At 47.1% G+C, this 14,005-nt stretch carries 11 protein-coding genes; 6 read left to right on the top strand and 5 right to left on the bottom strand.

Annotated elements, in window-relative coordinates; genetic code table 11:
- Positions 1–129: 129 nt before the first annotated feature.
- From PBN151_RS02715 to PBN151_RS02695, 5 genes are all read left to right on the top strand, one after another.
- Positions 130–1,779 carry a methyl-accepting chemotaxis protein gene (locus tag PBN151_RS02715; RefSeq protein ID WP_072727539.1) on the top strand — a complete coding sequence of 550 codons (1,650 nt, stop codon included), beginning with the start codon at positions 130–132 and terminating at the stop codon, positions 1,777–1,779.
- 170 nt (positions 1,780–1,949) lie between these two features.
- Positions 1,950–3,404 (top strand): spore germination protein, encoded by a 1,455-nt coding sequence (locus PBN151_RS02710; protein ID WP_072727538.1) that lies wholly within the window; start codon positions 1,950–1,952, stop codon positions 3,402–3,404.
- A gap of 18 nt (positions 3,405–3,422) precedes the next feature.
- The gene (locus PBN151_RS02705) at positions 3,423–4,532 is read left to right on the top strand and encodes a GerAB/ArcD/ProY family transporter (protein ID WP_072727537.1); all 1,110 of its coding nucleotides are present in this window, start codon (positions 3,423–3,425) and stop codon (positions 4,530–4,532) included.
- Positions 4,529–5,668 (top strand): Ger(x)C family spore germination protein, encoded by a 1,140-nt coding sequence (locus PBN151_RS02700; protein WP_072727536.1) that lies wholly within the window; start codon positions 4,529–4,531, stop codon positions 5,666–5,668. Before PBN151_RS02705 ends, PBN151_RS02700 begins: the two co-directional genes overlap by 4 nt.
- Positions 5,669–5,798: 130 nt before the next feature.
- Positions 5,799–6,692 carry a DUF2268 domain-containing putative Zn-dependent protease gene (locus PBN151_RS02695; RefSeq protein ID WP_072727535.1) on the top strand — a complete coding sequence of 298 codons (894 nt, stop codon included), beginning with the start codon at positions 5,799–5,801 and terminating at the stop codon, positions 6,690–6,692.
- A gap of 259 nt (positions 6,693–6,951) precedes the next feature.
- On the opposite strand, the gene PBN151_RS02690 is transcribed toward PBN151_RS02695, so the two are convergent.
- The 3 genes from PBN151_RS02690 to PBN151_RS02680 all read right to left on the bottom strand — a co-directional run bounded on the left by PBN151_RS02690 (position 6,952) and on the right by PBN151_RS02680 (position 9,381).
- Positions 6,952–7,383: a hypothetical protein gene (locus PBN151_RS02690; RefSeq protein ID WP_072727534.1), complete on the bottom strand. Its 432-nt coding sequence runs from the start codon at positions 7,381–7,383 to the stop codon at positions 6,952–6,954.
- A 345-nt stretch (positions 7,384–7,728) separates the two neighbouring features.
- On the bottom strand, positions 7,729–8,589 hold the full coding sequence (locus tag PBN151_RS02685; protein WP_072727533.1) for a helix-turn-helix transcriptional regulator: 861 nt from the start codon (positions 8,587–8,589) through the stop codon (positions 7,729–7,731).
- A 183-nt stretch (positions 8,590–8,772) separates the two neighbouring features.
- Positions 8,773–9,381 (bottom strand): class I SAM-dependent methyltransferase, encoded by a 609-nt coding sequence (locus PBN151_RS02680; protein WP_072727532.1) that lies wholly within the window; start codon positions 9,379–9,381, stop codon positions 8,773–8,775.
- Between the two features lie 336 nt (positions 9,382–9,717).
- Here PBN151_RS02680 and fabF point away from each other — a divergent pair, with 336 nt between their 5' ends.
- A complete protein-coding gene (fabF, locus tag PBN151_RS02675; RefSeq protein ID WP_072727531.1) occupies positions 9,718–10,953 on the top strand; it encodes a beta-ketoacyl-ACP synthase II in 1,236 nt (411 codons plus the stop codon).
- Between the two features lie 86 nt (positions 10,954–11,039).
- On the opposite strand, the gene gntK is transcribed toward fabF, so the two are convergent.
- Together gntK and PBN151_RS02665 are read right to left on the bottom strand one after the other, a co-directional pair.
- Positions 11,040–12,587: a gluconokinase gene (gene gntK, locus PBN151_RS02670; RefSeq protein ID WP_072727530.1), complete on the bottom strand. Its 1,548-nt coding sequence runs from the start codon at positions 12,585–12,587 to the stop codon at positions 11,040–11,042.
- Between the two features lie 34 nt (positions 12,588–12,621).
- The gene (locus PBN151_RS02665; protein ID WP_072727529.1) at positions 12,622–13,983 is read right to left on the bottom strand and encodes a GntP family permease; all 1,362 of its coding nucleotides are present in this window, start codon (positions 13,981–13,983) and stop codon (positions 12,622–12,624) included.
- Between the last annotated feature and the right edge of the window lie 22 nt (positions 13,984–14,005).

The following is a 14,005-nucleotide window of genomic DNA, read 5'->3' as shown; positions in this document are numbered from 1 at the left end:
TGAATGATATGACCTGCCCGTTCCCGGACGGGCAGGTCTTTTTTTTGTGACGAGCAAGCTTGAGCAAGTGCAATGAAGGACAACGCGTGGTATCGGAAGATACCCTATTACATAAAAGGTGTGACAGGAATGAAATCTCAATCTATCAACGAACGAATACGGGCGTTATGGAATCACTGTTTTCAATCACTGTTAGCGCGGATATTATTGCCTATCAGTCTTATTACTCTGCTTGTCATTATAACGACCAGCATGGTGAATGCCAGCTTTATTCGAAGTGTCGTTACTGACATGATGATCGAAGACACACAGACGGCAGTTCGGCAAATTGGGAAATTCGTAGTGCAGCACGGCAAGGACGATCCAAAGGCTGTATTGAATATGGTTGCATACAAGGATAACAGCACTTCATTGCTTGTGAAAGATGGCAAGGTGATAGCCCGATTTGGTAAGGAGCTGTCCAGTGAGATCGAAGATAGTCTGCATGCACTTTACACTGGCGAGCAGAATGAAATGAAGTTGGACATTGGACTCGGTGGATACGCATACGCAGCGAAGTCTGGAGATTATACCGCAGTAGTAATCTCGCGATTTGATGATTTTGACAGCAGTCTTGATTCTTACAATTGGCTGATGTGGGCGGTTACCATTGGATCCTTGCTCATTATCACGAGTGTGACTTGGATGCTTGTGAATCGTCTGTTTGTCAAACCAATCCACAAGGTTTCACGTACCGTTGAGCATATAGGGTCTGGGGACTTTACCCATCGTGTTGGAATAGCTGAGCAGCGCAAGGATATTTGGGGAAATGTAGCCCGCAGCTTTTCGAGCATGCATAGCAATCTGAAGGAATTGGTCGATCAAGTTGTCGATACGAGCGAGAACATTAATACAACTTCGAATGACTTTGCAATCAGCTCGCAGGAAACAAGTAAATCATCGGAACAGATTACAATCTCGCTGCAGGATATATCAATGGGCGTGGACGAGCAGGCCAAGAAGCTTGCTGAAGTTGGTCAAATGATCGAGGATGTGACGATGGCAATTGGCGAAGTGGATCAAACGGTGAAGACGATTACAGGCGAATTCACGAAGGCCAATGATAAGGTTGTGCATGGCAATGAAATCGTCAATAAAACGATCACCCATATGAGACAGCTATCTGATAATGTGGAAGCAAGTGCTGGCATGATGAGCAGCCTGCAGCAAAAATCCGATAAGGTCGGCGAAATTCTAGCGATTATTACGGATATTGCGGGGCAAACAAATCTGCTTGCACTGAATGCCGCGATTGAAGCTGCTCGGGCAGGGGAACATGGCAGAGGCTTCGCGGTTGTGGCGAATGAAGTTCGCAAGCTGGCTGATCAATCGAATCAGGCCGCTCTCGAAATTCAGCAGATTATTGCAGAAGTTCAATCCGAGACGGGCAATGCAGTCGAGACAATGGAGAAGAGCCATCATTTCGTCCAATCCGGCATTCAAAGTGTAAATGATACGGGGGACGTCTTCCATGCCATTGTGGCGATGATGCAGGAAATATCCAATCTAGCCAGCATGGTCGAGGCGATCGTCCAGGAGGTCAATATTAGCTCTCAAGACATGCTTGAGCGTGTTCAGGGGGTTGTGGCCATTTCGGAGGAATCCGCCTCAAGTGTACAATCGATTGCCGCTGCTACTGAAGAGCAGAATGCGGTTATGGAAGAGCTGGCAAGCTCAGCCGAGGAATTTAAGCGCATGGCAATGGGATTGCAGGATTCATTGACGAAATTTAAATTTTAAAATTTATTTTAACAACTAGATTATACCGTACTTGAACCGATACCTGACTTAGGTATCGGTTTTTTTATGTCATGGCGATTCTCGCATGAATTTGCGTGCAGCAGGGAATAATTTGTCTGATCATCCAACATGTTTGTCATCTTCAAAGTGATTACAGGAGGGGTTGACTTATGGCGGACTTTGATTTCGCAGCTTCCCTGCAAGAACAAATATCGGCATTGTTTCATCATCGCGTCCATCTTGTGGTAAGAAGTATTTCGCCGTCAGTTGCCATATGCTATATGCCCCAGCATGTCGATACGAAGCAGCTTCACACCTCTATTCTATCTCCGCTGCAGCAGTTGGGGCAGACACCGACGATCGAGGATCTTCGCAGTTCGCTTCCTATCGGAGAAATCAAGGATATTTCGTCTATCCCGGATTGCGCACCTCTGATTGTGAAGGGATGGGTCTATATTGCGACGCCTCAGGCTGGCATTATGGCGAATGTGGCGAACCTACCCAAGCGTTCTCTTACCTCACCAGAGAATGAAACGACCATATTAGGACCAATGCTTGCCTTTACAGAGTCAATTGGAACGAATACGACTCTACTGAGGAATTCCATTCCGGACACAGATCTGTGCAGCGAGGAATTTAAAATTGGCAACAAGCGCAATACACAGGTCAATCTCATGTTCATGGCAGATCGAGTGAGCCAGGCGCGGCTTGAACTGGTACGTCATCGCATTAAGCGGCTTCGCCTCAATGATGTGACGGGCAGCTCAGAGCTTTTGCATATGATCCAAGATAATGATTTGAGTGTCTTTCCGCAATTGATGCTGACAGAACGTATTGATTTAGCGAGCCATTCTCTGCTTGAAGGCAAAATCATCATTCTGTTGGACGGGAGTCCGCTGGTAATCGTAGGTCCGAGCGAATTCATTGATTTCTTTTTGTCGATGGAAGATCGCTATTTAGGATGGGGAATCGGGACATTTATTCGTGCACTGCGAATGGTTGCGTTAATCCTCTCTGTATTTTTGACACCGGCCTATGTTGCAGCACTCACTTTTCATTATGAAATGATTCCTTCCTCCTTGCTCGTGTCCTTGATTGAATCACGATCCAGAGTCCCGTTTCCTCCTTTATTTGAAACGTTGATCCTGGAAGTGACGATGGAGCTGCTGCGGGAAGCCGGTGCCCGGCTGCCGACTAAGGTTGGACAGACGATGGGGATTGTTGGCGGTATCGTCATTGGGCAAGCAGCAGTTCAAGCTGGATTTACGAGCAATATACTAATTATGCTGGTAGCACTTGCGGCACTGGGCTCTTTTGCAACTCCAGATTATTTGATGAGCAGCGGCTTACGGCTTGTCCGATACCCGATGGTTCTCTTTGCAGGCATTTGGGGCAGCATAGGCATTGTGTTTGTAACAGCTTTGGTAATGATACACTTGATCCGTCAGACGAGCTTAGGAAGACCTTATTTCTCACCAGTTCACCCTATTAAGCATTCTGACTTAGCCTATGATGAGGTACTGCTTCCTGAACCGGATGGCTTGACTTCAACAGGGCACAAGCTTCGCAAATATATCCGATCCATCTCCATCCGTTCGTTGTGGACGGGGAAAATCGATGATTAGTCATTTGGAGGTGATAAGATGAATAGCGGAACACCCCACAAATATCAATTCAAGGCCTACATGCTGCTGTTCCTCGTATGCAACGTGCAGATTGGTGTAGGGATATTCGGATTTCAACGGTACATATATAAGGAGGCTGGACATGATGCCTGGATGTCTGTTCTGCTTGTAGGGATCGCCACTCACTTGATTGTTTGGATTATGGTCAAAACCTTGGATATGCATCAAACACTCGACCTGTACGGCATCCAGCAGATGTTGTTTGGCAAGTGGATTGGCGGAGTATTGGGTATTTGCATGATGCTCTATTTTCTTACTAATATGATAACAATTGTCAGGACGTATATTGAAGCCATTCAGTCTTGGATTTTCCCTGACTTTCCGACATGGCTGCTCTCGCTCATATTGCTTGTGCTTATGGTGTATGGCAGCTTGGGGGGGATTCGGATTATTTTGCAGATGAGCTTTATCAGCTTTTTCTTGATTATTGCTACCTCACTCTTGTTCAATTATCCAATCCGATATGTCGAGTGGAGCCGGATACTGCCGATTTATGATACAACTGTTCAGCATATTGCGGTAGGGGCTATTAAAATGGGCTTTTCGATTACTGGGTTCGAGGTTATTTATATGCTCTACCGTCATGTGAAGGATAAAGACAATGTGATGCGCTACGCTCAAGCGAGTGTGCTTTTCACTAACATACTGTACTTGTTTATTATGGTCGTGTCGATTATCTACTTCAGTGAGAATCAGATGCTTCGCACGATCTGGGGCTCCATTAATCTGTTGAAAATTATTAAATATCCCTTCTTGGAGCGGATTGAGTTCATCGCCATTCCCTTCTGGATGCTGGTTGTACTGCCTGGCATTATGCAGCTGGCTTGGAATATACTTCGCGGCACTGTCCAGCTATTCGGCTGGAATGAGAAGCTGACGTTGTATGCCACGGCCGCCATTGTCATAGCGGTATCCAACCTCTTGCATAATCGGGGTGAAGTAAATCAGCTGAACGATTATATTGGACTGTACTCTGTTCTTGTCTCGTATTGTTATCCTCTCCTCTTGTACGTCATGACGTATGTTGTACAGTGGCGAAAACGAGGGAAGGGGAGTGATGCTCAGTGAAGCTGTTATTTCAATACTTGTTCAAGGCGGTGTGTGCGCTCACCATGCTGGTGCTTCTTACTAGCTGTGTACAGACTAGCGTACTGGAGAAGCTGGGGCTAAGCGTGGCGATCGGGTACGATGCATTGCCTGAAGGCAAGCTAAAAGTAACTTCAGTTCTTACAAACCCTGAGCCTGAGGCGAAGAAGAAAACCAAGATAGTATCTTGTATCGCGAGCAGCAGCAAGGGGGCTCGGATTAATAATAACCGCCAATTGTCCCATACACTTGTAAACGGGCAGGTTCGCGTCGTTGTTTTTGATGATAAGCTGGGCAAGCAAGGAATAACAGATGTCGTCGAGAACTTGACTCGGGATCCGTTCTTCGGAGATATGATTTTTCTGGCTGTAAGTGAAGGGCCGTCTCATGAACTGCTGCATCACAATTATGAGCAAATTCCGAATATCGGAACGTATTTGTATCAAATGCTGCAGCAGCATATTCAGGATGATTGGGTGCCTTCTTGTACAGTTCATGATTATCGAAGCGCCTTTTATAGTGCCGGTAGAGATCCGGTGCTGCCAATGCTGCGCAAGCTGTCTAATGGAGTTGAAATTTATAGTCTGGCCTTATTTCAGGAAGATAGGGTAGTCGGAACGATCGGGGCGGGGGAGAGTTATTTGCTCAAGCTGCTTCTTGGGAAACTAGCAACTTTAAAAGAGCTTATAATCGATCGTGAGGAGCTTCGTCCTTATTTGCATGAGAATCGAAAGGCAGATGGTCGTGTGCGGGTGGTCATCTCGACCCTTGGAAGCAAGAAGCATATCCGTCTCCTCTCGGCATCTCCACTGAAATTCCAAACCAATTTACATATCAATGTGGAGCTGCAGGAAATTACAGATGAATATGATTTCAGCCAACCGCAGTCCAGTAAGCTGCTTCAACAGAAAATAGGGGAGACATTAACAAAGGAAACCGAAGCGCTTATTAAAAAGCTCCAGCACCTCGGTTCGGATCCGATTGGCTTCGGCGAGGTCTACCGCAGCTCGGTAAGGCACTCCAAACTGACAGCTGACAAGTGGAAGAAGATGTTCCCTGAGGCAAGCATTCAATCTCAGGTCGAGGTGAACATTGTCCGAACAGGTACAATTGAGTAATCGGACTCACAATTTTGTGTGAGTTAATATACGTTGACCGGTTGACTCTCACGTAACGTGATCGTGTAGCCTAATGGTATTCCGACTTTGTCGGAGAGGAACTTACCATGAAGAAATGCAGGTGAACCTAATGAACATTCACATGGAAGACACGTTACGTCAGTATGAAGCATTGTTGACCATGCCAAATGAGCAGAGAAATGACTATTTCAGGCATACAATGATGAAGCCGTTTCGATCGATGTGGGAGACCATTCATGTACCTATAACAGCGCAGCAGCCGAACGGCTATGATGTGGTAATGGCCACTCAAATGATGGGCTTCCTTCCGCTTCAACATCAGGAAGGAATCGAGAAGGCGGGGAAGCGTCTGCAGGATATTCGCATTCTGGAACTCGCGAAGGAGACTTTGTTGGGATGTATCCACCGAATAGACTCAGCGGGGCTGGCAGTCAAGGCAGAGGAATTGATATTTGGCGCGTATCTTGCTGATCCTGACAAGTTAAGCAGTTATCAGGGTTATACCGGATTTGGCGGTATTCCAGGATATATCCTCATTATCCTGGATCCGAACAGCTACAATATTCCGCGACTGCCGGCGCTGATCGCTCATGAGTTCCACCATAACGTTCGCTTCTCCTATTTCGATTGGAACCATGGAAATGTAACACTGGGCGACTATATTATCATTGAGGGCTTGGCAGATTCTTTTGCAACTGAGATGTATGGAGAGAAGCTGCTTGGTCCATGGGTGGCGAATATACAGGGCAAGGAGCTGGATTATTGCTTGGAGGTAATCCGAGGAGCATTGGATACGAAGGGATTCGCTGAGGTGAGCAGCTATATGTTCGGCGATGAAGCTGCTGCGCGTGATGGTTATCCGGCAGTCGGATTACCTGCGGGGGCCGGGTATGCGGTTGGCTATCATGTTGTACAGTCCTTCTTGAAGAGGAACCATGTATCTATTTATGAAGCGACCCTGCTGCCGACGGAGACCATCATACAGGGGAGCGGCATGGTGTAGGATTATCGATTGATTTGTAAGGCTCTTAATGTTAAAAGAAATAAAGTACTCGACTGAAAAATAAATTTGATACAGAGAAAATATAGTACTTTATTTTCTCTGTACAACTACTGCACTACACGCGGTTCGTGAACAAATGCTTTTATCTTACACTCGCTACTCCCAATTGGCTATGTCATTACATTGAACACCCCTTATTGCATAATGAACCAATAAAAAGCCCACTTCCCACAAAAGGGGATAACGGGCTTCAATAGAATTAATTTGAGCGGGAGATGTATGCTACTCCTTTTGTTGTTTCATCACCTAAGTTGTGAGCCACTACATAGTGTTTCTTATTTTTATTAACTGGAACATCATCAAATACAAGTTTCTCATCATGGTCTCCCCGCACTGTCTTACTGGCTATTTCAGTATCATTATTACGATTTGTTTCTTCATAAAGCGTATATTCAATTTTTGTGTTTCCGTCACTGGATTGCGTCGCCTTTAAAGTTAATCTGTCACCAGTTGGATAGAATGAGCCAGAAGACTGTGTTTTACGTACTCTGACTTCAAAACCCCACGTGTAATTTACGGGGGTAACAGAGCTTTTAGCATGAGCCACATTTGAAATAGATGGTTGTGCATATGCTGGGATAGCCATCAAGAGCGTAGCAGCCGCAGTCATAAGAATTAATGACTTTTTCATTAACTGTTCCTCCTAATTTAATGTTATTTGAGTCAATAAGTTTGAAGTGAACTATTGAAGTTGAGTTTATTGTAGCTATAAACAAATCAAATAAACAGGGGAGTATCATTACTGTTTCTAGTGGTAAAATGACTAGTTCTACGTAAAAAAAGACAGCATTAATTGCTGTCCCTTATACGTTATGTATAATAACTACTGCCAGATCTCTACCTGAAAAATAAAGTTCCGATATTCGGATGAGGCAAGACCCTGAGCAGCGGCAGAAATCTGCTTGGGGTCTTTCGTTCGATATTTATTCGGTTTATTGTTGCTTTCGTTGCTGGAATTTAGTTACGGCAGGGCTATTTATTCAGTTTCATTCAGTAGTTCATCTCTTCTCATAAAACGGACTAGCTTCTCCTCGGTAGAGGAGTGTTCAATTGGGGTGAATACACTGCACCGCAAGTCCATGTTCCCCTGCAAGAGAAGCGAGGTAAGGTTGAACAGCATCTTGCCTGCCTTCGCGTGACGGAATTCGATCGTAACGTCGGGGGCAATGCTGACTTGGCTTGCTTCCCATAGTGCATGGAATTCGGGATGAAGCGCTGACATTTCGACTACGAAGTCTGTATACCATTCATCTCCCACGTACTGACCATAGTAGGCGCGGAACATCGCGAGGAAGCCTCTGACGAAGTGTTCCCAATTGACGGCTAATGAGCGCAGCTCTTTTCTGACGAAGACAAGTCGAATCAAGTTCCGCTGCTCTAATGGAACCTGATCGAAATCGAGAAATACATATGCCGCAGCGGCATTCCAGCCAACAATGTGGAAGTGCCTATCTGTAATGATGGTTGGGCAATGCGTTAGCTCATTCAATATTTTCCCAAGCGATGGCGGAATTTTCGCAATGCTCATTTCCTGCTGTGGTGGACTAATATGCTTCTCAAGTGCAAGGTCGTACACATATTTCCGTTCATCCTGATTCAGTTGCAGAGCGGCAGCTACCGCGTCCAGAACAGATGGAGACACGGTGATGTCACGCCCTTGCTCCAACCAGGTATACCAAGTCGTACTGACTCCTGCCAATTGCGCTACCTCTTCTCGGCGCAGGCCAGGTGTTCGACGTCTAGTACCGGCAGGCAGCCCTACGGACTGCGGTTGAATGCTTGAGCGCTTGGACTTTAGGAAGGTGGACAGGGCTTCTAATCTCGTCTGGTTGGACATGGCTATTCCTCCTATCTGCAAGCCAGTTGTACATTTAGTTTTGTTTATATCGACTATGTAGAGTGAATAACCAGATCAGCAGAGGATTCACAACGGATCAGGAATAATTGTGAAAGGTTACATGGTTGTTTGTGATTCCCAACTTGCATGCCGAAGCATGGGTCCATTGCCTTATCTAGTATATCATTTCCGCAGCGTAATCGATTGGAAGTGCAAGTTGTCATCATCCAATGGGACAGTGTGGAAATCTACGATTTGGAACCAGCGGGATAAGGTCTTCTGAATGGAACTGTCCGCGTGAAAGGAAAAGAATCGCTGCGGTTTGCACCAATCCGCCTCCCATACTCCTTCTGAGTCGTATCCACCATATAATCCAATAAAAAGTAGTCCATTCGGAGCGAGCACTCGATGCATTTCTTGCAAGACCTGATCCAGATCCTTCTTCGGCGCGTGCAGCAAGCAATTTAGCGCATAGACAGCTTGAAAGCTATGATCGGCAAAGTCCAACTGATAAAAATCCATTACTTTCGCATTCAAGCCTCTTTCGATGCACTTCTTCACCGATTCACTGGATAGATCGATGCAGGTTGTCTGCATTCCGCTTTGTTGAAAATAAACGCCGTCGATCCCTGTTCCCGCACCGATTTCTAGTATAGTTGTTTTCCCCTCACGGCTTATCAGCTCACGAAATTTCTTTCTTTCGTCTATTTTCCAAGAAGACAAGGATCTGCTGGATCTCCTCTGGGCATCCTGATCATACGATTGGGCTAGTGCAGCTTTGAAGTTGGACATGAAATCTGCTCCTTTTTGCTAGTATATTACGAACATTTGTTTTCTTTATTATAGAAAAGGATTCTTAATTATGTAAACGAATGATGCAAGAGAGCGGCAGAGGAGTGCTCGATATGGCTGATATTTATTGTGTACTGCTGGAGTCAGGTAGTAATTATACTAGTATAACCAACAACTTGTAATAGGATAAATCCTGTGTGACAATATCGTAAACCAATGAATAAGCATGAGGCGACTCATGGATGATCCAATTAGCTAGGTAGATTCATATTTCACAATGAAGACAGTGTCGTTATAGAGGCTTGTGCGATCACGATCTGTGAGGAGGAATTAGAGTTGGAACCCGTAGTGATTACAGGAATGGGGGTTATCTCCCCGATAGGAAATGATGTAGAGACGTTTTGGAGGAACTTAGTTGCTGGACAATCAGGAATATCCTCTATTGATACATTTGACGTGAGTGGTCATAAAACGAAAATTGCCGGTCTTGTGCGCGAGTTCGATGCAGATGGACTTCTTGGACGCAAAGAGGCAAGACGGCTGGATCGCTTTACTCAATTTGCACTTGCTGCCGCAGAGCAGGCATGGACGGATTCTGGGCTGGTGCTGGATCAGATTGACCCTGAGCGCTTAGGGGTCTACGTGGGGTCAGGCATTGGCGGTATTGAATCCTTGATTGAAAATGTCGATATTTTGCGAAGCAGGGGTCCAGGGAGGGTCAGTCCGACCTTGGTGCCAGCCATGATGGCTAATGCAGCGTCTGCACAGATCAGTATCAAATGGGGAGCGCTGGGCCCTACGATGTCCCATGTCTCTGCTTGTGCGATCGGCAATACTGCGATTGGCGAGGCGTTCCGGCTCATTCGCTCGGGAGGAGCAGACATTGTATTTGCAGGCGGAACGGAAGCTGCTATTACCGACTTATCGCTAGCCAGCTTCGGTAATGCAACGGCATTATCAACAAGGAATGATGATCCGACGAAGGCCAGTCGGCCCTTCGATGCTGAGCGGGATGGATTTGTCATGTCTGAGGGCGCGGGCATACTCATTCTGGAATCATTGTCGCATGCCTTGCGTAGAAAGGCACGAATCTATGCGGAGGTTATTGGATATGGGATAAGCTCGGATGCTTACCATATTGTTGCGACCCATCCTGAAGGGCGAGGTGCCTATCTTGCGATGAGAACGGCTCTGCAGGATGCATCTGTGTCTACCGAGGATGTAGATGTCATTAACGCGCATGCAACGAGTACGGAGGTTGGCGATCTGGCAGAGACAACGGCGATTAAAAGAATGTTCGGCGAGCATGCTTATCGGATTCCGATAACAGCAAATAAGTCCATTACGGGTCACATGCTAGGTGCTGCTGGGGGAGTAGAGGCCATTTCGCTCGTGAAGAGCTTACAGGAGGGAATGATTCCGCCGACGATTAACCTTGAGAACCCTGACCCGCACTGTGATCTGGATTATGTGCCGAATGAAGCACGCAAGGCCAATGTGAAGGTGGGACTATCTAATTCTTTCGGCTTTGGCGGTCATAATGCCGTGATCGTGTTGAAGAAGTATGAGTGATTGAGACGCATAATCGGTTCGGTACAAAATAGCCCCTGACTTGCGGCATATCCGCAAATTCAGGGGCTTGGCGTTTATCAGCAGGCTTAGGATTCAAGACGCTTACGTTGGAAGCGGGCAATCGCTTCGTATTCTTCATCCAGCTTGCGGAATATCGAGATATAGATCGGAAGCAGCTCATGATAAATCGCTGCATGCTCTGGATTAGGTTCATGCTTGTGCGTAGCGCCTACCATATCAGATACGATACGGAGTGAATCGGCTCTTCCAGTTGCGTATAGACCAAGCACGACAGCACCAAGGCAGGAGCTCTCATAGCTCTCAGGGACGACAACTTCTTGATCGAAGATATCGGCCATCATCTGCCGCCAGAGCGGTGAACGAGCGAATCCGCCAGTAGCGTGAATCTTGCTAGGGCGTCCCATCTGCTCTTCCATTGCAAGCAACACCGTGTACATATTGAAGATGACGCCTTCCAGCACGGCACGAATCATATGTTCCTTCTTGTGATGCATAGTGAGGCCGAAGAAGGAGCCGCGCGCGTCTGCATTCCAGAGCGGAGCTCGTTCGCCAGTTAGATAAGGATGGAAGAGCAGTCCATCTGCCCCCGGCTGAACCTGCTCGGCAATGCGAGTAAGCAGATCATAGACATCAATGCCAAGCCGCTTCGCTGCTTCAACCTCGGAAGCAGCCAGTTCATCGCGTACCCAGCGGAACAGCATGCCGCCATTGTTCACAGGTCCGCCGATGACCCAGTGCTTGTCTGTCAGGGCATAGCAGAAGATTCTGCCCTTCGGATCGGTAAGCGGTTGCTCCACAACGGTACGGATTGCGCCGCTCGTTCCAATTGTTGCTGCAACAACACCAGGCTCGATCGCATTTACACCAAGATTGGAGAGCACACCATCACTGGCTCCCACAATCGTTGGGGTAGCACGGGAGAGTCCCATCTCCCGCGCGTAGACTTCATCCATTCCTGTTAGCTGATGCGTAGTAGGAACGAGCTCGGATAGCTTGTCAGTCGATATGCCCGCAAGTTCAAGCGCTTCTTCATCCCAAGCGAGCTGCTGCAAATTCATCATCCCGGTAGCAGACGCAATCGAGTAATCGACAACATACGTATGGAACAGCTTGAAGAGTACGTATTCCTTAATAGAAATGAATTTAGCCGCCTTATTTAACAATTCCGGAGCTTCATGCCGCATCCACATCAACTTCGTAAGCGGGGACATCGGATGGATGGGAGTGCCTGTCCGCAAATATAAGGCATGTCCCTGCGGATCCTTCTTGAGCTGGGCTGCATACTTGCTGCTCCGATTGTCTGCCCACGTGATGCAAGGGGTGAGCGGATGGCCTTCTGCATCGACGGCGATGAGGCTATGCATCGCCGAACTGAAGGACAGGAACAGTACATCCTCAGGCTGGGCTTGCGCAGCGCTCATCGCTTGCTTGACAGAAGAGACAACGGCTTGGAATATCCGTTCTGGATCCTGCTCGGCTATCGTTGCGTTCGGTGTATGCAGTGGATAGCCTTGGCTGCCGGTGGATATGACTTTGCCATTCTCTTCGAATACGACTGCCTTCGTGCTCGTCGTTCCCATATCGATTCCGATCATGTAGTTGGGATGATTCATAGGGTTAACCTTCTTTCTTTCATTGCCATATATGTTACACTACTGTGCTCAACAGTAGAATCAATGCTAATCCGACGACAGATAGAATCGTCTCCATCACTGTCCATGACTTAAGTGTCTCTGGGACGGACATGTTGAAAAATTCCTTCACCATCCAGAACCCTGCATCATTGACGTGGGACAGAACGATCGAGCCTGCGCCAGTTGCCAGTACAACCAATTCTACAGGAACACCTGGAGTCATCGCCAGTACTGGAGCAACAATACCAGCAGCGGTCGTCATGGCAACGGTTGCAGAACCAGTTGCGACACGAATCAATGCTGCGACGAACCAGGCGAATAGTATGACGTTAATGTTCGCTTGAGTGGCAAGCTCTGCGATCGCACCGCCAACACCACTGTTAATGAGTACTTGCTTGAACGCACCGCCACCGCCAATGATAAGAATGATCGTTGCGGTAGGAGCGAGACATTCGCTGGTGAAGCGGGATATCTCTTCCTTCTTGAAGCCGCGCGCATAACCGAGCGAGAAGAAGGAGAAGACGACTGCAATCAGAAGCGCGATAATTTCATGGCCGATGAATTTGCACAGTACGGCTAAGCTGCTTAAGCCCTGAGGATCGACAATGTCTGCGACGGAGCCAATCAGCATAAGAATGACAGGCAGCAAAATGGTGAACAGCGTAATGCCGAAGCTTGGGAGCGGCCGATCGCTCTTTTGCGCGAATTGTTCAGCGAGCTTTGCTGGCGGCTGTAATTGAATGCGCTTGCCAATGAACTTGCCGAATAGCGGCCCTGCGATAATTGCTGTTGGTATTCCGACGAGCAGAGAGTAGAGAATCGTACGACCGAGATCCGCTTGATAAGCGTCGATGGCAATCATCGGTGCCGGATGCGGTGGTACGAGTCCATGTACGGTAGATAGCCCCGCCAAGATTGGAATGCCGATCTGCAGCAATGATTTGTTTGTTTTGCGTGCTACAGTGAACACAATTGGAATTAATAAAATTACGCCAACTTCAAAAAATACTGGGATACCTACAATAAAACCAACAAGGAGCATTGCCCAGTGAACGCGTGATTCTCCGAATTTATCAATAAGGGTAGTGGCGATTTGCTCTGCACCGCCGGATTCCGCCATCATCTTGCCCAGCATGGTACCGAGCGCAATGACGATGGCTATCGTGCCAAGCGTGCCGCCAAGGCCTTGTGTAATCGATTGCACAACATCCTGCGGTTTCATGCCTGTTAACAGACCGAGCATTAATGCTGATATAAGCAACGTAACGAAAGGATTCCATTTTAGCTTGGCAATGAACACAATGAGAAATACGATGGTAAGCAGTGTCCAAAATAGTAATGTCACATTGTGACTCATTCCGAATAGTGTGCTCATGATGTACGAGCCTCCTTTTGAA

The organism is Paenibacillus sp. NAIST15-1 (genome assembly GCF_001894745.1).
GTDB lineage: Bacteria > Bacillota > Bacilli > Paenibacillales > Paenibacillaceae > Paenibacillus_B > Paenibacillus_B suaedae.
The sequence above is the reverse complement of the archived record's forward strand: the minus strand, read 5'-3'. Positions and strand labels throughout refer to the sequence as shown.